The following is a 19,472-nucleotide window of genomic DNA, read 5'->3' on the forward strand; positions in this document are numbered from 1 at the left end:
AGGTCCAATGCGTCGGCCGCAGCGGGACCAATCAGCGGTATCGATGTCAAGCGACTGCCGGGGCACTCGTGACGATCCGGGAACTGCCCCGGACCAACGTGCCTATGAGCGGTGCATCGATGAAGCCGCTCGTGCGAAGGGAGACCTCATGGACGCCGTCGTCGACCAGGTATCCCACAACCAGCCCATGTCCATCGCTGAGGCCTGCGCCGCGGCGATCGCGTGCGCCCCGCCGCTTTTGCCGGGCGAAACCGTAAGGCTGGTCGAGTCCGCTGGACGGATTCTCGCCGAGACCTTCGTGGCGCGCATGGCTTCGCCTCCCTTCACTCAATCGGCGATGGACGGCTATGCCTTGGTCGCGGCTTCAGGCATGTCTGAAGGCACGCGACTCAAGATCGTGGATCGTGTGCCCGCTGGGAGCTGCGGCCAGCGATTATCGGCCGGGGAAGCTGCCCGGATTTTCACGGGCGCTCCGATGCCGGAGGGCGCGGACGCCGTCGTGATGCAGGAGCATGTCGAACGAGACGATACATCGATCGTCCTGACGCGCCGAATGACTGCCGGCGACAACGTCCGGCATCAGGGCGAGGATATCGAGCCGCTCGAACCGCTCCTGAAGCCCGGCATCAGGCTTGATCCTCGCCATGTCGCCATGCTCGCCGCTCAGGGCGCGGAAATCGTCGCCGTCAGGTCCAGGCTGCGCATAGCCGTTTTTTCCACCGGTGATGAGTTGCAGGATGTGGGCGCCATGCTGAGGGGCGCAGCGGTCTATGACTCGAACCGCCCCATGCTGCTGTCGCTGATCGGCCAAGCGGGGCACGACGCGATCGACGGCGGCCGGGCAGCGGATTCGCGTTCGGAGATCGCAGAACGGCTGAGGATGCTCTCGGAGCGTTCTGATCTTGTGATCAGCACGGGAGGGGCTTCGGTCGGCGAAGAAGACCATAGCCTTGTTGCCTTGAGACATGCCGGAGGAAGCGGCCGGGTGCTGAAGATCGCCCTCAAACCAGCCAAACCGGCGATCGTGGGCAGGATCGGCCAGGCTGCGTATCTGGGGCTCCCCGGGAATCCGGTTGCAAGCCTCGTGTCCTGGCTCATCCTGGGACACGCCATGGTGGGCGCTCTGCAGGGACGGCCTCATCGTCCGCACATTGGCTATCCGTTGCCCATCGCGGCGGGGTTTGCGCGGCGCCCGGGTCGTACGGAGTTTGTCCCTGCGCGGCTCGTGTCCAACAAGGGACAGGAGGTCAGGGCGGAGATCATCGGCAAGGGCGGTGCAGCACAGCTTCGCCCACTCGCCCTCGCGGACGGGCTCGCCGAGATCGCCGCCGAATGCGGAGACCTTCGTCCCGGCGATCTGATCCGGTTTCACCCGTTCTCTGGTGCTTTTCAGGGCTGAGGATTCCCCAAGCCATGCGGTTTGACCCAATCGCGCCCCTGTCGCGGCCGGTGCTGACCGACCCGTTCGGCCGCGACATCTCCTATCTGCGGATTTCGGTGACGGATCGCTGCGACTTCCGCTGCGTCTACTGCATGTCGGAGGACATGACCTTCCTGCCCAAGCGCGATCTGCTGACGCTGGAAGAGATCGACCGCCTCGCCACCGCCTTCATCGCGCGCGGCACGCGCAAGCTGCGCCTGACCGGCGGCGAGCCGCTGGTGCGGCGCGACGTGATGAGCCTGTTCCGCTCGCTCTCGCGGCACCTGGCCTCGGGCGCGCTCGAGGAGCTGACGTTGACCACGAACGGCTCGCTGCTCGACCGCTACGCGCAGGAAATGGCCGATTACGGCGTGCGGCGGATCAATGTCTCGCTCGACACGCTCGACCCCGACAAGTTCCGCCAGATCACGCGCTGGGGCGATCTCGACAAGGTGCTGGGCGGCATCGAGGCGGCGCGCAAGGCCGGTATGCGGGTCAAGATCAACGCGGTCGCGCTGAAGGGCGTGAACGAGGACGAGATCGAGAGCCTGATGACCTGGTCGCATGGGCTGGGCATGGATTTGACCCTGATCGAGGTGATGCCGCTGGGCGAGATCGAGCCAGGCCGGATCGACCAGTTCCTGCCGCTCTCGGTGGTCAGGGCGCGGCTGATGGACAATTACAACCTCGTCGAGGATCCCTACCGGACGGGCGGGCCGGCGCGCTATGTCCGGGTGAAGGAGACAGGTGGGCTGATCGGCTTCATCACGCCGATGACGCACAACTTCTGCGAGAGCTGCAACCGCGTCCGCCTGACCTGCACCGGCACACTCTATATGTGCCTCGGCCAGGAGGATGCCGCCGATCTGCGCGCACCGATCCGGGCCTCGGCCGACGATGCGGCGCTGCACCGCGCCATGGACGAGGCGATCTCGCGCAAGCCCAAGGGCCATGACTTCGTCATCGACCGGCGTCGCGAAAAGCCGGCCGTCGGGCGGCATATGAGCGTCACCGGCGGCTGAAGACCGACCAGGCCGGTCAGGGCCGATCGTCAGCTGACCGTGCCGTCGATGGTGGGGGATGGATGGGCGAGACCGTTCAAGGCAACCATGTCGCCGATCTCAACGACCCGTCCCGAGACCTTCACGCCGTAGGGGACCAGGGCCGCGATTGAGCGGGACAGAACCTCGGGCGCCATTCCTAGGCGCGAGGCCAGGACCTTCTTGTCGAATGGCAACTCGAAGCGTCCCGTCCCACCGCTCTCGCCATGATGCGTCAGAACCCAGTTCGCGAGGCGCTCCAGGCTCGATCTCAGTTTCTGGTTCTTCAGCTCTCTGACGACGCCGCGATAGGCACCAGCCAGTTCAAGTGCGAGCGCGCGGGAGAATGCGGCGTCTTCGCCGAACGAGCGTCGCACCGCCTCAGCCGGGATCAGCAAGACGCGCGATGGAAGCAGCGCACGGGCCGATTTCAGATAGACGCGATCAAGTATGACGGCGGCCACGATGAAGCTGTGGCCGGGTCCGATCACCGAGATCGTCGTCTCGCGATCGCGGTAGGCCGAGTACATCTCGATTTGGCCATCGATGATGACGTGCAGGAAATCGGCTGGATCGCCTTCCCGAGCCAGTTCCACATGGGCGGGAAACCGCTGCAGAAACGAAGCGCGGAGCATCGATTCGACATGCGTCGAGGCGACGCCGACGAACAGCGGAAGCGTTCGCATTTCCTCGATTTCGTCGTGACGCATGATCCCCCCTCGCACGCACTCTATAGCCGTCAACGCAATTATTTTCTTGATTTTTGTCAAGCGCAATCATGCGAAGTCCCGTCGCAATTCTTGAGGATCGGCGGGCTCTGGAATGATAAATATATGTGACGATCTTGAAAGACTATAGACCGTCTCCATGCTTGATTTGCATCAAAGAGAAAAGACTCTGTGAGAATGACACCTGCCCCGTCTTGATTGAACGCGGGGGTAGACATGAGCGGTGTAGCGGTCTCACCATCGGAGCAGGGCCGGGCGCTCTGGCTTTCGACCATTGCTTTCACAGTCTGCTTCGCTGTCTGGACGATCTTCGCGATCATCGGCATCCAGATCAAAAAGGACCTCGGGCTTTCCGAGACCCAGTTCGGCCTGTTGGTCGGCACTCCGATCCTGACCGGCTCGCTCATTCGCCTGCTTCTGGGCATCTGGTCCGACCAGTATGGCGGCCGGGTCGTCTACACAATCACCATGCTGTCCGCGGCCGTGATGACCGGACTGCTCACCTTCGCCTATGACTACACGACGTTCCTGATCGCAGCGCTTGGCGTCGGCATCGCCGGCGGATCCTTCTCGGTCGGCGTCGCCTATGTGGTGAAGTGGTATCCCAAGGAGAAGCAGGGCACGGCGCTCGGCATCTTCGGCGCCGGCAATGTTGGTGCGGCTGTCACCAAATTCGCAGCCCCCGTCATCATGATCGCCTATGGCTGGAAGACGGTGGCTCTGGTTTGGGCCATCGCGCTCGCGATCACCGCCGTGATCTTCTTCCTGTTCACCAAGGACGATCCCGACCTCGCCCGGCGCCGCGCCTCCGGTCAGAAGCCCGAGCCGCTCTCGGCGATGATGGAGCCCCTGAAGAACATCCAGGTCTGGCGCTTCTCGCTCTACTACTTCTTCGTCTTCGGCGGCTTCGTCGCATTGGCGCTGTGGCTGCCGCGCTACCTGATCGGCGTCTACGGCCTCGACATCGCCACCGCCGGCATGGTCGGCGCGATGTACTCGATCCCGGCCTCGATTTTCCGCGCCTATGGCGGGCATCTCTCGGACAAATACGGCGCCCGCACGGTGATGTACTGGACCTTCCTGGTCGCGGTCGTCTGCACCTTCATCCTCGCCTACCCACCGACGCAGTACGTGGTCGAGGGCATCCGCGGCCCGATCGCGTTCTCCACGCGAATGGGCCTGCTGGGCTTCATGGCGGTCGCCTTCGTCCTCGGCTTCTTCATGAGCCTGGGCAAGGCCGCGGTCTACAAGCACATCCCGGTCTACTATCCCGACCGGGTCGGTGCGGTCGGCGGCGTTGTCGGCCTCGTTGGTGGCCTCGGCGGCTTCGTCCTGCCGATCGCCTTCGGCGCGCTGAACGACCTCACAGGCGTCTGGCAGAGCTGCTTCTGGCTGCTGTTCGTGATCGCCGCAGTCTCGCTGATCTGGATGCATCTGGCTGTCCGCCAGATGGAAAAGGCCGCGGCGGTGGCTGGCGTGCCGGTTCAGAACCTGCCGGAACTGCCTGAGATGCAGCCCATCCACGGCGTGGCCCAGGCGGGTGCGCTCGCCGCCACGGGCGCGATCCAGGACTGGCGTCCCGAGAACAAGGCGTTCTGGGACCAGACGGGCAAGGCCATCGCCCGGCGGAACCTCTGGATCTCGGTGCCGTGCCTGCTCTTGTCCTTCGCGGTCTGGATGGTCTGGTCGGTCGTCGTCGCCAAACTGCCGAGCGTCGGCTTCGCCTTCACCAACGAACAGCTCTTCTGGCTTGCCTCGCTGCCGGGGCTGTCGGGGGCCACGCTGCGCATATTCTACAGCTTCATGCCCGCGATCTTCGGCGGCCGCCTCTGGACGACGCTCGCGACATGGTCGCTGCTGATCCCCGCGCTCGGCATGGGTTTCGCCGTCCAGAATCCTGAGACGCCCTACTGGATCTTCCTCGGCCTGGCGCTGCTCTGCGGTTTCGGCGGAGGCAACTTCGCCTCGTCGATGGCCAACATCTCCTTCTTCTTCCCCAAGGCGGAGAAGGGCAACGCCCTGGCGATCAATGCGGGCCTAGGCAATCTCGGCGTCAGTGTCGTCCAGTTCGTGGTGCCGCTCGCCATCACGGCGAGCGTCTTCGGGGCGCTCGGGGGGGCACCGCAGACGGCGACCGTGGCCGGCGTCACCTCGACGCTCTGGCTGCAGAACGCCGGCTTCGTCTTCGTGCCTTTCATCATCGCCTCGGCCTTCGCGGCCTGGTTCGGCATGAACGACATCGCGACGATGAAGGCCTCCTTCGCCGATCAGGCGGTGATCTTCCGGCGTACCCACAACTGGATCATGTGCTGGCTCTACACCGGCACCTTCGGCTCCTTCATCGGGTTCTCGGCGGCCTTCCCCTTGCTGTCAAAGATCCTCTTTCCCGAGATTAACGCGCTCCAATACGCTTTCCTCGGCCCGCTCGTCGGTGCTCTGGCCCGCGCTGGCGCTGGCAAGCCGTGCGACCGGATCGGCGGCGGACGGATCACCTTCTGGGTGTTCATCGCGATGAGCCTGGGGGTCGGCGGCGTGCTCTACGCCATCGGCATGAAGGGCGACGCGAGCGCTTTCCCCGTCTTCTTCGCGAGCTTCCTGTTCCTCTTCGCGGCGACCGGGGTCGGCAACGCCTCCACCTTCCAGATGATCCCGGCGATCATGCGGCTCGAGGTGGCGCGCCTCGAACCCCAGATGAGCCAGCCCGAGCGCGTCAAGCAGTCGGACAAGGAAGCCGCCGCCATCATCGGCTTCACCTCGGCGATCGCCGCCTACGGCGCCTTCTTCATCCCCAAGAGCTTCGGCACCTCAATCGCGATGACGGGCGGGGCAGGGGCCGCGCTCTACGGCTTCCTCGGCTTCTACCTCAGCTGCATCGCCATCACCTGGTGGTTCTACACCCGCCGCGGCGGCCTCCTCTTCGACACCGAGCATGGCGTGCCGGCTGGGTCCGCCAGGCCGCTCCCGACACCGGCTGAATGATCTTCGCCCTCCGATTCCGACTTCCCTCGAGGGGACCGCAATGAGCCACTTTCTCGACCGACTGACCTTCTTCAACAAGGTCTCTGAGCCCTTCTCAAACGGCCATGGCGTCATGACCAGCGAAGACCGGAGCTGGGAGGACGGCTACCGGAAGCGCTGGCAGCACGACAAGATCGTGCGCTCCACCCACGGCGCCAACTGCACCGGCTCCTGCTCCTGGAAGATCTATGTAAAGGGCGGCATCGTCACCTGGGAAACCCAGCAGACGGACTACCCCCGCACGCGGCCCGATCTGCCCAACCATGAGCCGCGCGGCTGCTCACGCGGGGCGTCCTATAGCTGGTACCTCTACTCCGGCAACCGGGTGAAGTACCCGCTGATCCGGGCCCGGCTGCTCAAGCTCTGGCGCGAGGCGCGCAAGAATCTCCCGCCGGTCGCAGCCTGGAGGAGCATCGTCGAGAACCCGGAGAAGCGCGCCGCCTATACCAGCAAGCGCGGCCATGGCGGCTTCGTGCGGGCCGGCTGGGATGAAGCGACCGAGATCATCGCCACCGCCAACGCCTATACGGCCAAGACCTACGGACCCGACCGGGTGTTCGGCTTCTCGCCGATCCCGGCCATGTCGATGGTCTCCTATGCGGCGGGCTCGCGCTACCTGTCGCTGATGGGCGGCGTCTGCATGTCCTTCTACGACTGGTACTGCGACCTGCCGCCGGCCTCGCCCCAGACCTGGGGCGAGCAGACCGACGTGCCGGAATCCGCCGACTGGTACAATGCCGGCTTCATCATCCTTTGGGGCTCCAACGTCCCCCAGACCCGCACGCCAGACGCGCATTTCTATACGGAAGCCCGCTACAAGGGCATGAAGAGCGCGGTGATCTGCCCCGACTATTCGGAAGCCGCCAAGTTTGGCGACATCTGGCTGAGCGTGAAGCAGGGCACAGACTCAGCGCTGGCGATGGCGATGGGCCACGTCATCCTGAAGGAATACCATATCGACCGACAGGTGCCGTATTTCCGGGACTATGTCCGCCAGTACAGCGACATGCCGATGCTGGTAAAGCTGGTGAAGCAGGGGGACAACCTCGTCCCCGACCGCTTCATCCGGGCCTCGGACTTCGACGCCGGCCTCGGCGAGGCCAACAACCCCGAATGGAAGACCGTGGCCTTCGACGAGACCACCGGCAAGATCGTCGCGCCCGGCGGCACGATCGGCTTCCGCTGGGGCGAGAGCGGCAAATGGAATCTCGAGGAAAAGGACGCCTCTGGTACTCCGACGCAGCTGCGGCTGTCGCTGGCCGAGATCAGAGATGATCTCGCCGAGGTCGCCTTCCCCTATTTCGGCAACATCGAGCACGAGCACTTCGCCTCGACCGACCATGGCAGCGTGCTGAAGCGTCGCGTCCCGGTGAAGCGCCTGGCGCTCGCGGAGGGCGAGACGCTCGTCGCTTCTGTCCACGACCTCTTCCTCGCCAACTACGGCGTCGACTGCGGCTATGGCGGGGACAATGTCGCGTCCTCGCTTGATGACGACACGCCCTACACCCCAGCCTGGGCCGAAAAGATCACCGGGGTCTCGCGCGACAAGATCGTCCGTGTCGCGCGGGAATTCGCCACCAATGCCGAGAAGACCAAGGGCCGCTCGATGATCATCATCGGGGCCGCGATGAACCACTGGTACCACGCCGACATGAACTACCGCGGCGTCATCAACATGCTGGTGATGTGCGGCTGCGTCGGACAGTCGGGCGGTGGCTGGGCTCATTATGTCGGGCAGGAAAAACTGCGCCCGCAGGCCGGCTGGGCGCCGCTCGCCTTTGCTCTCGACTGGGGCCGTCCGCCGCGCCAGCAGAACTCGACCTCGGCCTTCTACGCCCACACCGACCAGTGGCGCTACGAGACCGTGCGCGTCGCCGATCTCGTCTCGCCCACGGCGCCCGCGGGTCCCTGGGACGGCACGCTGATCGACTACAACATCCGCGCCGAGCGGATGGGCTGGCTGCCATCCGCGCCGCAGCTCGAAACCAACCCGCTGCAGGTCGCCAAGGACGCCGCGGCCGCCGGTATGGAGCCCAAGGACTACGTCGCGAAATCGCTGAAGGACGGCTCGCTGAAGCTGTCCTGCGAGGACCCCGACAACCCGGTCAACTGGCCGCGCAACCTGTTCGTCTGGCGCTCCAATCTGCTGGGTTCGTCGGGTAAGGGCCACGAGTACTTCCTCAAGCACCTGCTTGGGACGACCCATGGCGTACTGGGAAAGGACCTGGGCCCCGAGGGGCGGGCGCGCTCGACCGAAGCCGTCTGGCACGAGCAGGCGCCGGAGGGAAAGCTCGACCTCTTGGTCACGCTCGACTTCAGGATGTCGACCACCTGCGTCTACTCCGACATCGTCCTGCCGACCGCCACCTGGTACGAGAAGAACGACCTCAACACCTCAGACATGCACCCCTTCATCCATCCGCTGACCGGCGCGGTGGACCCGGCCTGGGAAGCGCGCTCGGACTGGGAGATCTACAAGGGTCTGGCCAAGGCCTTCTCCAAGGTCGCGCCCGAAGTGCTTGGCGTCGAGAAGGACGTGGTCCTCAACCCGATCAAGCACGACAGCCCCAACGAGATCGCCCAGGCTTTCGACCCCAAGGACTGGAAGAAGGGCGAGTGCGAGCCTATCCCCGGCAAGACCATGCCGGTGGTGACGGTGGTCGAGCGCGACTACCCCAACCTCTATGCCCGCTTCACCGCGCTCGGTCCCCTGATGGACACGATCGGAAACGGCATCAAGGGCATGGCCTGGAAGACCGGCCATGAGGTCGAGCATCTCAAGGCTCTGAACGGCGTGCATCTGGAAGGAGCCAATAAGGGGCTGGCCAAGATCGTCACCGACATCGACGCCGCAGAGATGATCCTGATGCTGGCGCCAGAGACCAATGGCGAGGTCGCGGTCAAGGCCTGGGCCGCTCTCGGCAAGGCGACGGGCCGCGAACACACCCATCTGGCACTGCCCAAGGAAGACGAGAAGATCCGCTTCCGCGACGTCGTCGCCCAGCCGCGCAAGATCATCTCGGCCCCGACCTGGTCGGGGCTCGAGAGCGAGAAGGTCTGCTACAACGCCGGCTACACCAACGTCCACGAGCTGATCCCGTGGCGCACCCTGACCGGCCGCCAGCAGCTCTACCAAGACCATCTCTGGATGCGCGCTTTCGGAGCTGGCTTGTGCGTCTACCGCCCGCCGCTCGACCTGCGCGCCACTGCGCCGGTGATCGACCAGAAGCCCAATGGCGAGAAGCAGATCGTCCTCAACTTCATCACGCCGCACCAGAAATGGGGCATCCACTCCACCTACACCGACAACCTGATGATGCTGACGCTCTCGCGCGGCGGGCCGATCGTGTGGCTCAGCGAGACCGACGCGAAACGTGCCGGCATCGTCGACAACGACTGGGTCGAGGCCTTCAACAGCAACGGCGCGCTCGTCGCCCGTGCCGTGGTCTCCCAGCGCATGAAGGACGGCACGCTCTTCATGTACCACGCACAGGAGAAGATCGTGAACGTGCCGGGCTCGGAGATGACCGGCAATCGCGGCGGCATCCACAACTCGGTCACGCGCATCGTCATCAACCCGACGCACATGATCGGCGGCTACGCGCAGCTCGCCTACGACTTCAACTACTACGGCACGATCGGCACCAACCGCGACGAGTTCGTGGTGATCCGCAAGCTCAAGACCGTCGACTGGCTCGAACGGCCCCATGCCGACGCGTCGCGCGCCCCTGTCCCCGCCCAAGCCGCAGAGTGAAAAGGATCACGACGATGAAAATCCGCGCTCAGATCGGCATGGTGCTGAATCTCGACAAATGCATCGGCTGCCACACCTGTTCGGTGACCTGCAAGAACGTTTGGACTAACCGGGAGGGCATGGAATACGCCTGGTTCAATAACGTCGAGACCAAGCCCGGCATCGGCTACCCGAAGGACTGGGAAAACCAGGACAAGTGGAAGGGCGGCTGGCGCCGCAAGGCGAACGGCAAGATCGAACCGAAGATCGGCGGCAAATGGCGGATCCTGGCGAACATCTTCGCCAATCCGAACATGCCCGAGATCGACGACTACTATGAGCCGTTCACCTTCGATTACGAGCATCTCCAGAAGGCGCCCGAGCTGGAAGCCTTCCCCACGGCGCGCCCGCGTTCGCTGATCACCGGCGAGCGCATGGAGAAGATCGAATGGGGGCCGAACTGGGAGGAGATCCTGGGCGGCGAATTCGCCAAGCGCTCCAAGGATGCCAATTTCGAGGGCATCCAGAAGGAGATGTACGGCCAGTTCGAAAACACCTTCATGATGTACCTGCCGAGGCTGTGCGAGCACTGCCTCAACCCGACTTGCGCCGCCGCCTGCCCCTCGGGCGCGATCTATAAGCGCGAGGAGGACGGCATTGTCCTGATCGACCAGGACAAGTGCCGTGGCTGGCGCATGTGCGTCTCGGGCTGCCCCTACAAGAAGATCTATTTCAACTGGTCGTCGGGCAAGTCTGAGAAGTGCATCTTCTGCTACCCCCGCATCGAGGCCGGCCAGCCGACGGTCTGCTCGGAAACCTGCGTCGGTCGCATCCGCTATCTCGGCGTGATGCTCTATGACGCCGACGGGATAGAAGAGGCGGCCTCGACGGCGTCCGACCAGGACCTCTACGAGGCGCAGCTCAAGATCTTCATGGATCCCAATGATCCCGCGGTGATCGCCCAGGCGCGCGCCGACGGCATCTCCGAAGCCTGGTTGGAGGCAGCGCGCCAGTCGCCGATCTGGAAGATGGCGATGGAATGGAAGGTCGCCTTCCCGCTGCACCCGGAATACCGCACCCTGCCGATGGTCTGGTACGTGCCGCCGCTCTCCCCGATCACGGCGGCGGCGGAAGCCGGCAAGATGGGCATCGATGGCGGCATGCCCGACGTCAAATCGCTGCGCATTCCGCTCAAATACCTCGCCAATCTGCTGACGGCGGGCGACGAGGCCCCGATAGCGACCGGGCTGGAGCGGATGCTGGCGATGCGCGCCTACATGCGCGCCAAGACGGTGGACGGCGTCCTCGACGAGGCCATCGCCCGGCGCGTCGGCCTCACCGGCGCGCAGATCGAGCAGATGTACCACATCATGGCGATCGCCAATTACGAGGACCGCTTCGTCATTCCGACGACCCATCGGGAGGTGACGCAGGACGCCTACGAGCTTCGCGGAAGTTGCGGCTTCTCCTTCGGCGATGGCTGCCTGCCGAGCGACGACAAGGTCAACCTGTTCGGCGGCATCAAGCTCAAGAACGACAAGCCCAAGATGGGAGCGCTCTGAGATGAAGACGCTGAAGGTCCTCTCCGCCCTCCTGTCCTACCCGACCGAGGAGCTCCTTGCCGCCCGCGACGAGCTGATCGGCGTGCTCGAGCGCGAGGCCGTGCTGCCGCGTGCGGAGCGCCGTGCCTTGGCGCTCCTGATCGACGACATCGCCGCTGGCGACCTGATGGACATGCAGGAACGCTATATCCTGCTGTTTGATCGGACGCGGGCGCTCTCGCTGCATCTGTTCGAGCATGTCCATGGCGAAAGCCGCGACCGCGGTCAGGCCATGGTCGATCTGATCAAGGTCTACGAGGACGGCGGCTACACGCCGACGGTGACGGAACTCCCGGACTTCCTGCCGCTCTTCCTCGAATTCGCTGCGACACGGACGGCCGCCGAGGCGATCGAACTGATCGGCCAGCCGGGGCATGTCTTTGCGGCGCTGCGCGAGCGCCTGCGCAAGCGCAGCTCGCCCTATGAGGCGGTCTTCTCCGCGCTCGCCCGGCTGAGCCAGGCCCGGCCCGACGCGGCGATGATCGAACGGCTGCTGGCCGAGCCCGATCCGGAGCCCGACGATCTCGAAGCGCTGGATGCGGCCTGGGCCGAGGAGGAGGTTCTGTTCGGCCCAGGCGCCGCCGCCGAGGACTGCGGAAAGGACACGCTGTCGGCGAAGCTGCGCCAGGCGCGCCGGCCCGCGCCCGGGCTTGAGCCCGTTCCCGGAGCCGGCCCCCGTATGACCGTCACCCATTCCGGCATCACGACCCGCACGGGAGCCTGAAGACCATGCGCGACACGATCTTTCACATCCTCTTCGTCTGGTACCCTTACGTCTGCCTGTCGGCCTTCATCTTCGGCTCGATCATCCGGTTCGACCGCGAGCAGTACACGTGGAAGGCGTCGTCCAGCCAGATGCTGCGCAAGAAGCAGCTCTCGCTGGGCTCCAACCTCTTCCACATCGGCATTCTCTTCCTGCTGATGGGTCACACGGTCGGGCTTCTGACGCCCACCGCGCTCTACACGCTGGTGATCACGCCCGAGCAGAAGCAGTTCATCGCGATCGTGGCCGGTGGCGTGGCGGGGGTGATCTGCTTCGTCGGCCTGTCGCTGCTCCTGCACCGGCGGCTGTTCGACGCGCGCATCCGCCAGACCTCGACCTATATGGACCTCGGCGTTTTGGGGATCCTCTGGGTCCAGCTCGTGCTCGGTCTGGTGACGCTGCCCTATTCCTTCAGCCATCACGATGCCTCGGTCATGCTGGTGCTGTCGCATTGGGCGCAGGGCATCCTGACGGTCCAGCCGGTTGATGCGCAGACCCTTCAGGGCCTGAACTGGCCCTATCTGGTCCATCTCGTCCTCGGCATGACGATCTTCCTGATCTTCCCATTCTCGCGGCTGGTCCACATCTGGTCCGCCCCGGTCTGGTATCTCGGTCGCAAGGGCTACCAAGTCGTCCGGACCCGCCGCGTGCTGACGGCTGGACCGTCGGCCCGCTCCCCCAACCAGCCGGCGGAGTGAGATCATGACCGACGCCACAGCCTCCGCCTGCGCCGTCAAGCCGGCCGTCTCGCACAAGCCGAAGACCGTCAGCGTCAATGGCGTCGCCATCGCCCGCGCCGCCATCGCGCAGGAGACGCAAAACCATCCGGCCGCAAAGCCGATCGAGGCCTGGCAGGCTGCCGCCCATGCCCTGGTCGTGCGTGAACTGCTGCTGCAGGAGGCGCGCCGGATCGGATTGTCTCCCGCGCCGGCGCAGGACGGGGAGGGCAGGCGAGAGACCGAGGAGGAGGCGCTGATCCGCCAGCTCGTTGAAGACGAGGTGGTGACGCCACAGGCCGACGAGGCCAGCTGCCGGCGCTATTTCGATGCCAACCGCATCCGCTTCCAGTCGCCTGCGATCATCGAGGCGCGCCACATCCTGCTGCCGGCGGCGCCGGGCGACGCGCCGGCCCGGATGGAGGCGAGCCGCCAGGCCTCGCTGCTGATCCTGCAGATCCAGCAGGATCCCGGCTGCTTCGCCGCGCTGGCGGCGGCCGTTTCCGCCTGTCCCTCGGGCCAGACCGGCGGCCATCTCGGCCAGATCGGCCCAGGGCAAACGGTGCCGGAGTTCGAAACCGCGCTGGGCCGGCTTCCGATCGGCTCAGTCGGTGAGGATCCCGTCGAGACCCGCTACGGCTTCCACATCGTCTCAGTCGAGCGCCGCATTCCCGGCCAGCCGCTGCCCTTCGAAGCCGTTCGGCCGCGGATCGCCGCCTGGCTCGACGAAAAGGTCCGCCGCATGGCGATCCAGCAATACATCACGATCCTTGCCGGACGCGCCGAGATCACCGGCGTCGAGATCGCGGCGAGCCCATCCCCCCTCGTTCAATAGGAGCTTGCCATGCAGCTCGGAGCCCTTCTGACGCGGCTGTCGGACGAAAGCGATGCGGCCGCGGCGCTCGATGCCCTAGGCGATGTCGTGCTGCTCGCGCAGATCCAGGAGATGGGCGAGCAGCATTACGAGACGCCGGGCGAATACGTCGCCAACGCCTCGCGCCGCTACGCGGCGCAGGCCGGCGACGAGGACTGGTTGGCGCTGATGACCGCCATCGAGCGCGCCGACGATCCCGCTCGGGTCGTCCTCGGCAAGATGCTGCGCTGGGCGCTGGAGCGCGATGCGGCTCCTCCCCAGGCTCAGGGCCAGATTGTCGCTGGTGGCTGCTCATGCGGCTCCGGGGGCTGCGATGACCACCGATGACATCGCTTTCCCTGGCGATGCGGGCACGGGCAAGACCTTTGCCGAAGCGATCCCGTCGGCGCTGCTGAATGTGCCGCTGGAGTACATCCTCGTCGATCACGTTCGCCAGCGCAGCCTCTGCGCCGCGTTTCGCCGCTTCACCCAACAGGGTTATGTCGATCGCGAAGAGGCCGACGCGGTCGTGAGATACCTTCGTCACGATGTCGATCTGCATCACCGTGACGAGGAGGAAGACCTGTTTCCCTCCCTGCTTCGCCGCGCTCCGCTGGAAGACGATCTGGCAGCGACGCTGGCGCGGCTCGTCGCGGATCATCGCCAGTCACGGACGATGATCGAGGCGATCAACACAATTTTGACCAAGCGGGCGGGCCCGGGGCCCATCAGGCTTGGAGCAGCGGCACGCAAGCTCCTGCTCGCCTATGCGGCCAGCGAACATCATCACCTGGCCGCCGAGAACGGGATCGTGTTGGCGATCGCGCGCGTTCGGCTCACGCGGGGCGACCTCTCGGCGATGAGCGCGACCATGAAGGACCGGCATGGGGCGGCCGCCTGATGTCGCGCACGCTCGATCATCTCTTCGATCGCAACGTCACCTGGGCTCAGTCCAAGACCCGGGCCGATCCACATTTCTTCCGCCGCATGGCCGAGCAGCAGACGCCGCGCTATCTCTGGATCGGCTGCTCGGACAGCCGCATCACGGCCAACGACGTCCTCGGCCTCGATCCCGGCGAGGTCTTCGTCCATCGCAACATCGCCAATGTCGTCCACACCAGCGACATGAACATCCTCTCGGTGATCGAATATGCCGTCGAGCAATTGAGGGTCGAGCACATCATCGTCTGCGGCCACTATGGCTGCGGCGGCGTTCAGCGGGCGCTGGTGACGGAACGCGGCTCCATGCTGGACCACTGGCTCCAGCCGATCTCGATGCTCCACCGCAAGCACCGTCAGACCTTCGCGCTCATCCCGGATGACGCATGCCGCCTTGACCGGATGTGCGAGATCAACGTCGAGATGCAGGTCCGCCGGCTCGCACAGACACCGATCGTCGAGAATGCATGGGCGCGCGGCCAGGAGCTGAACCTCCATGGCTGGATTTACGCGATCAAGGACGGCTTGCTGCGCGACCTCGGCCCGCATTTGTCATCGATCGAGCAACGCGATGCGCTGCCGTCGATCGACCATCGCGTCCTTCATCCCGTCGAGGCCGTGAGCGCGCTGAGGCGCCAGGCCTTCGACGCCTTCGCAAACCTCGCCGCGGTCGAGCACGCGGATGCGCCCTGCTGCAGGGCGACCGGTCTCCACCCTCCCGGTCATGGCTGAACCAGAGACAAGAGCGACCCCGATGTCAGATGTCATCACCATCACCGCCCTGATCTATACCGACAGCGATGCGGCGGACCGCGCCCTGCGCGAAGTCGCCATGACGCTGATGGAGCGAGGCTTCAGGCTTGCCGGACTGGTCCAGCACAACACGGCGCGCCCGGGACGATCGCGCTGCGATATGATCCTGGAGGAGCTCGCGAGCGGCGAGCTGATCGGGATTTCGCAGGATCGCGGCCCGCTGGCTCGCGGCTGCGCTTTGGACGTCGGTCAACTGCTGGGTGCGATGCAGATCGTGCGGGCGGCGCTAGACACGGGGCCGGACGTTGTCATCCTGAACAAGTTCGGCAAGACCGAAGCGGAGGGCGCGGGGTTCCGCCCCCTGATCGCCGAGGCGATCGAGGCCGGCCTGCCGCTTCTGATCGCTGTACCCTGGCGCAACATCGAGAGTTGGCGCCTCTTCTGCGGCACGATGGCGCGAGAGATCGACTTGGATCAACTCACGGTCGATGGGGCCAGCTTGTCCGACGCGCTAGGCCTTGACCTACGCTCTGACGAGACGCGGGAGCCTGCGATCCAGCCGCTTCTGGCGATCTCGACGCGTCACTGACAATCGAGACCAAAGTGCTTCTGTCTGTCCGGTCATTGACGCTGCGCAATGCAGGTGAGGCTGCAGTGATGGATGCTGGCTGAACGAGGCCTTGCGGATCGTCGCGCCCTTCCGAGATCGGATCTGTCCATGTCCAAGCGCATCGCGCTGCCGGCCGTTCTGATCCTCGTCGCGATGGCGATGGCCGGCATTCTCTATGTCCGCACGTTGAGCCCCGTCACCGTCGACGTCGCGCGGGTCGAGCGTGATGTCGAAATCCGGGTCTTCGGACTGGGCAGCGTCGAAGCGCAGGTGCTGTCCCGGATCGGCTTCCAGGTCGGGGGCAGGATCGTGCAGCTCTCGGCCGACCAGGGCGAGATCGTTCCGGCGGGCACGGTGCTGGCGACTCTCGAGGACAGTTCCCAGCGCGCCCGTGTCGCCAAGGCGGAGGTGGCGAAGCTCCAGGCGCAGGCGGCTCTCGCCAAGGCGCAGGCACTGCTGCAGCGGTCGGAGGCCAATCTTCAGCAGCGGGTGCTGGTGAACCAGCGCCGCCAGTCGCTCGTCGATCGCGGCAGCGTCTCGCGCGAGCAGGCCGACGAAGCCCAGACCAACGAGACGCTCGCCCAGGCCGATCTCGCCGTCGCCAAGGCGGAGGTCCGCGTGGCCGAAGCGGCCCGTGATGACGTCGCCGCGGCGCTGACGATCGAACAGGTGCTGCTCGACCAGCACCGGCTCGTCGCGCCTTATCGCGCGCGCATTCTGTCCCGCCTGAAGGAGGCCGGCGCTGTCGCCGGTGTCGGGGAGGTCGTCTTCACGATCATCGAACCCCATTCGGTCTGGGTCCGTGCCTTCATCGACGAGGCCGTATCCGGCGGACTCGCGATCGGGCAAAAGGCGCTGGTCCGGCTGCGCTCCGAGATGAACACCGTCGTCGAGGCGCAGATCGTCCGGATCGACCAGGAGAACGACCGCGTCACCGAGGAGCGCCGGGTCTATGTGCGCTGCCTGACCTGCGAGCCGGAACATCAGGGCCGCTATCTCGGCGAGCAGGCCGAGATCGAGATCATCAAGCGGGTCGTCCCGGAGGGTCTGTTCGTTCCCTTACGTGCCGTAAGCGGCTTCGATGGTCGTGCGGGCATGATCTGGACGGTCGAGGATGGCAAGCTCCATCGGCGTCTCGTCGCTCTCGGAGACCGGCTGCTCGACGGCCGCGTGCTGATCGCCGGGGGCCTTCCCACCGGCGCGCGCGCGGTGGTCTCTGTGCCGGCGGACGGATTCACGGTCGGGCGCAGGGCGGTGGCCACCGAGAGCCCCCGATGAACCTCGCCTGGCGCGATGTCCAGCATGGTCTTGGACGGTTCATCCTCACCTGCGTCGGCCTCAGCCTGTTGCTGGGCGTCGTCATGGGCATGGTCGGCATCTATCGCGGGCTGGTTGCCGAGGCGCTCGGCCTGGTCCGGAGTGCCGGGGCCGATGCCTGGGTCGTCGAAGCGGGCAAGCGGGGCCCTTTCGCCGAGAGTTCGCGCCTGCCGCGCGACACGCGCGATGCCATCGCCGTCCATGCCGGCGTGGCGGCGGCTGGCGCGGTCGTCTACCAGACCGTCGAGTTTCCCTATCGCGGCACGAACCTGCGCGTCTTCATCGTCGGCGCCCAGATCGGGCGGCCCGGCAGCGAGGTCGCAATCGAGGAAGGCCGCGCCATCCTGAAGTCGCGCTCCGAAGTGGTGGCCGATCGCAAGACCGGCCTCGCACTCGGCGAACGCATCCGCATCGGCCGCGACGATTTCACCGTCGTCGGCCTGACCGCGAACGCCACCAGTTCGGGAGGCGATCCGGTGCTGATGATGACCCTGCGCGACGCCCAGATCGTCCAGTGGCAGTTCGATCCCTCGGCGGTCAGGCGGGAGACGGCCCGCGACGCGCCGGCCGGTGGTTCGAGCGACCTGGTCAGCGCCATCATCGTGCGCATGCGCCCCGATGCCTCGTCGGACGGCGTCATCGGCTCGATCGCCCGCTGGAAACATCTGACCGCGATGACGGCCGCCCAGCAGGAGGAGATTCTGACGCGCTCGGTGATCGAGCGCGCAAGGCGGCAACTCGGCCTGTTCGCAGTGATCCTGCTGATCGTCTCGACGGTGGTGATCGGACTGATCGTCTACACGATGACCATGGACAAGAAGAAGGCGATCGCGACGCTCAAGCTCATCGGTGCGCCCGATCGCGTCATCGTCTCGCTGATCCTGCAGCAGGCGCTGGCGATGGGGCTGGTGGGCTTCGCCATCGGCGCGACCCTGATCCGCCTGGCCAAGGACTACTTCCCGCGACGCGTGGTGCTGGAGACCTCCGACACGGCGATCCTGCTCGGCATCATCATCATGGTTTGTCTCATCGCCAGCATCTTCGGGGTGCGCTCGGCGCTGAAGATCGATCCAGCCTCGGCGCTCGGAGGCTGATATGACCACCGCGCCAACACCCGCCGTCGCGCCGAGACCTGTCGTCGAAATCGCCCGCCTCTCGAAGACCTTCGGCACTGGGGCGACGAAGGTGCCAGCACTGATCGACATCGATCTGACGATCGGGACCGGCGAGGTGGTGGGCCTGATAGGCCCCTCCGGGTCCGGCAAGAGCACGCTGCTCAACTGCATCGGCTGCATCACGGAGCCCGATTCCGGCGCCATCCGTCTCGATGGTCGCGCGATCTTCGACGGCAAATGGCTGATCGGCGATCTCAGGCGGCTGAGGCTGGAGACGATCGGTTTCATCTTCCAGTTCCACAACCTGCTGCCGTTCCTCTCGGCCTGGGAGAACGTGGCGATCGTTCGCACCCTGATGGGCGAGAGCCCCGAGCGGGCCAAGGCGCGCGCCATGGAACTGCTCGGCTATCTGCAGGTCGACCACCGCGCCGATGCGCTTCCCTCCAAGCTGTCGGGCGGCGAAGCCCAGCGCGTGGCCATCGCACGCGCGCTCGCCAACGAGCCCCGCATCATCCTCGCTGATGAGCCGACCGCAGCGCTCGACTCAGAAAGGGCGGCCATCGTCATCGATCTGATGAAGCAGGTCGCGATCGAGCGTAACGCTGCGGTCATCGTCGTGACGCATGACGAGAAAATCTTCTCGCGCCTCGACCGCATGGTCCATCTGCGCGATGGCCGGATCGTCGAGGTGGTTTCATCGCGAGCGTGATGACGTCGCTCGCACCGCTCCTAATGGATGCGATATCGGGTGGTCGCGCATAGTGAGCGCCAGCATTGCCGCGCGGCCGATCGGTTCTATCAACGCCCTCGGGCTCTGTGCGTGGATCGCCCGCGCGGCTGACGGCGTCTCACGAAGCGGCCAGCCG

15 protein-coding genes and 1 pseudogene are annotated in these 19,472 nt (G+C 65.5%); 15 read left to right on the forward strand and 1 reads right to left on the reverse strand.

Features of this window, described 5'->3' with window-relative positions; all coding sequences use genetic code 11:
• Positions 1-148 precede the first annotated feature (148 nt).
• Both BSY19_RS08935 and moaA read left to right on the forward strand, forming a co-directional pair.
• Entirely contained in the window at positions 149-1,399 is a 1,251-nt protein-coding gene (locus BSY19_RS08935) for a molybdopterin molybdotransferase MoeA (RefSeq protein ID WP_069053858.1), read from the forward strand.
• Positions 1,400-1,413: 14 nt separating this feature from the next.
• Entirely contained in the window at positions 1,414-2,442 is a 1,029-nt protein-coding gene (gene moaA / locus BSY19_RS08940) for a GTP 3',8-cyclase MoaA (protein ID WP_171905111.1), read from the forward strand.
• A gap of 29 nt (positions 2,443-2,471) precedes the next feature.
• On the opposite strand, the gene BSY19_RS08945 is transcribed toward moaA, so the two are convergent.
• A complete protein-coding gene (locus tag BSY19_RS08945) occupies positions 2,472-3,170 on the reverse strand; it encodes a cyclic nucleotide-binding domain-containing protein (RefSeq protein ID WP_069053859.1) in 699 nt (232 codons plus the stop codon).
• Positions 3,171-3,404: 234 nt separating this feature from the next.
• On the opposite strand from BSY19_RS08945, the gene BSY19_RS08950 reads away from it, so the two are divergent.
• From BSY19_RS08950 to BSY19_RS09010, 13 genes and pseudogenes are all read left to right on the forward strand, one after another.
• Positions 3,405-6,167 (forward strand): nitrate/nitrite transporter, encoded by a 2,763-nt coding sequence (locus BSY19_RS08950; protein ID WP_069053860.1) that lies wholly within the window; start codon positions 3,405-3,407, stop codon positions 6,165-6,167.
• A 40-nt stretch (positions 6,168-6,207) separates the two neighbouring features.
• The gene (locus BSY19_RS08955; protein ID WP_069053861.1) at positions 6,208-9,960 is read left to right on the forward strand and encodes a nitrate reductase subunit alpha; all 3,753 of its coding nucleotides are present in this window, start codon (positions 6,208-6,210) and stop codon (positions 9,958-9,960) included.
• 14 nt (positions 9,961-9,974) lie between these two features.
• Positions 9,975-11,501, forward strand: a complete 1,527-nt coding sequence (gene narH / locus BSY19_RS08960; protein WP_069053862.1) for a nitrate reductase subunit beta — start codon at positions 9,975-9,977, stop codon at positions 11,499-11,501.
• 1 nt (position 11,502) lies between these two features.
• Entirely contained in the window at positions 11,503-12,264 is a 762-nt protein-coding gene (gene narJ / locus BSY19_RS08965) for a nitrate reductase molybdenum cofactor assembly chaperone (RefSeq protein WP_066723653.1), read from the forward strand.
• A 5-nt stretch (positions 12,265-12,269) separates the two neighbouring features.
• Positions 12,270-13,001 carry a respiratory nitrate reductase subunit gamma gene (gene narI, locus BSY19_RS08970; RefSeq protein WP_069053863.1) on the forward strand — a complete coding sequence of 244 codons (732 nt, stop codon included), beginning with the start codon at positions 12,270-12,272 and terminating at the stop codon, positions 12,999-13,001.
• 4 nt (positions 13,002-13,005) lie between these two features.
• Entirely contained in the window at positions 13,006-13,854 is an 849-nt protein-coding gene (locus BSY19_RS08975) for a peptidylprolyl isomerase (protein WP_069053864.1), read from the forward strand.
• A gap of 9 nt (positions 13,855-13,863) precedes the next feature.
• The gene (locus tag BSY19_RS08980) at positions 13,864-14,220 is read left to right on the forward strand and encodes a hypothetical protein (protein ID WP_069053865.1); all 357 of its coding nucleotides are present in this window, start codon (positions 13,864-13,866) and stop codon (positions 14,218-14,220) included.
• Positions 14,207-14,773, forward strand: coding sequence for a hemerythrin domain-containing protein (locus BSY19_RS08985; protein WP_069053866.1), 567 nt, complete (start codon positions 14,207-14,209; stop codon positions 14,771-14,773). Before BSY19_RS08980 ends, BSY19_RS08985 begins: the two co-directional genes overlap by 14 nt.
• Positions 14,773-15,354 (forward strand): annotated as a pseudogene (locus BSY19_RS08990) (carbonic anhydrase); the annotation flags it as partial. The gene BSY19_RS08985 and the pseudogene BSY19_RS08990, both read left to right, overlap by 1 nt.
• 139 nt (positions 15,355-15,493) lie before the next feature.
• Positions 15,494-16,153, forward strand: a complete 660-nt coding sequence (locus tag BSY19_RS08995; RefSeq protein ID WP_083247499.1) for a DUF2478 domain-containing protein — start codon at positions 15,494-15,496, stop codon at positions 16,151-16,153.
• A 129-nt stretch (positions 16,154-16,282) separates the two neighbouring features.
• On the forward strand, positions 16,283-17,452 hold the full coding sequence (locus BSY19_RS09000; protein ID WP_069053869.1) for an efflux RND transporter periplasmic adaptor subunit: 1,170 nt from the start codon (positions 16,283-16,285) through the stop codon (positions 17,450-17,452).
• Positions 17,449-18,585, forward strand: coding sequence for an ABC transporter permease (locus BSY19_RS09005; RefSeq protein ID WP_069053870.1), 1,137 nt, complete (start codon positions 17,449-17,451; stop codon positions 18,583-18,585). The genes BSY19_RS09000 and BSY19_RS09005 overlap by 4 nt, the downstream gene beginning before the upstream one ends.
• A 1-nt stretch (position 18,586) precedes the next feature.
• Positions 18,587-19,315, forward strand: coding sequence for an ABC transporter ATP-binding protein (locus BSY19_RS09010; RefSeq protein ID WP_069053871.1), 729 nt, complete (start codon positions 18,587-18,589; stop codon positions 19,313-19,315).
• Positions 19,316-19,472: the final 157 nt, after the last annotated feature.

This window comes from Bosea sp. RAC05 (genome assembly GCF_001713455.1).
GTDB lineage: Bacteria > Pseudomonadota > Alphaproteobacteria > Rhizobiales > Beijerinckiaceae > Allobosea.

What these genes read in the sequence shown, in the direction of transcription:
- narI (WP_069053863.1), top strand. Translation starts at nt 12,270, where the DNA reads ATGCGCGACACGATCTTTCACATCCTCTTCGTCTGGTACCCTTACGTC.
- BSY19_RS08980 (WP_069053865.1), top strand. Translation starts at nt 13,864, where the DNA reads ATGCAGCTCGGAGCCCTTCTGACGCGGCTGTCGGACGAAAGCGATGCG.
- moaA (WP_171905111.1), top strand. Translation starts at nt 1,414, where the DNA reads ATGCGGTTTGACCCAATCGCGCCCCTGTCGCGGCCGGTGCTGACCGAC.
- BSY19_RS08935 (WP_069053858.1), top strand. Translation starts at nt 149, where the DNA reads ATGGACGCCGTCGTCGACCAGGTATCCCACAACCAGCCCATGTCCATC.
- BSY19_RS08975 (WP_069053864.1), top strand. Translation starts at nt 13,006, where the DNA reads ATGACCGACGCCACAGCCTCCGCCTGCGCCGTCAAGCCGGCCGTCTCG.
- BSY19_RS08955 (WP_069053861.1), top strand. Translation starts at nt 6,208, where the DNA reads ATGAGCCACTTTCTCGACCGACTGACCTTCTTCAACAAGGTCTCTGAG.
- BSY19_RS09010 (WP_069053871.1), top strand. Translation starts at nt 18,587, where the DNA reads ATGACCACCGCGCCAACACCCGCCGTCGCGCCGAGACCTGTCGTCGAA.
- BSY19_RS08945 (WP_069053859.1), bottom strand. Translation starts at nt 3,170, where the DNA reads ATGCGTCACGACGAAATCGAGGAAATGCGAACGCTTCCGCTGTTCGTC.
- BSY19_RS08950 (WP_069053860.1), top strand. Translation starts at nt 3,405, where the DNA reads ATGAGCGGTGTAGCGGTCTCACCATCGGAGCAGGGCCGGGCGCTCTGG.
- narH (WP_069053862.1), top strand. Translation starts at nt 9,975, where the DNA reads ATGAAAATCCGCGCTCAGATCGGCATGGTGCTGAATCTCGACAAATGC.
- narJ (WP_066723653.1), top strand. Translation starts at nt 11,503, where the DNA reads ATGAAGACGCTGAAGGTCCTCTCCGCCCTCCTGTCCTACCCGACCGAG.
- BSY19_RS08985 (WP_069053866.1), top strand. Translation starts at nt 14,207, where the DNA reads ATGACCACCGATGACATCGCTTTCCCTGGCGATGCGGGCACGGGCAAG.
- BSY19_RS08995 (WP_083247499.1), top strand. Translation starts at nt 15,494, where the DNA reads ATGCGCCCTGCTGCAGGGCGACCGGTCTCCACCCTCCCGGTCATGGCT.
- BSY19_RS09000 (WP_069053869.1), top strand. Translation starts at nt 16,283, where the DNA reads ATGTCCAAGCGCATCGCGCTGCCGGCCGTTCTGATCCTCGTCGCGATG.
- BSY19_RS09005 (WP_069053870.1), top strand. Translation starts at nt 17,449, where the DNA reads ATGAACCTCGCCTGGCGCGATGTCCAGCATGGTCTTGGACGGTTCATC.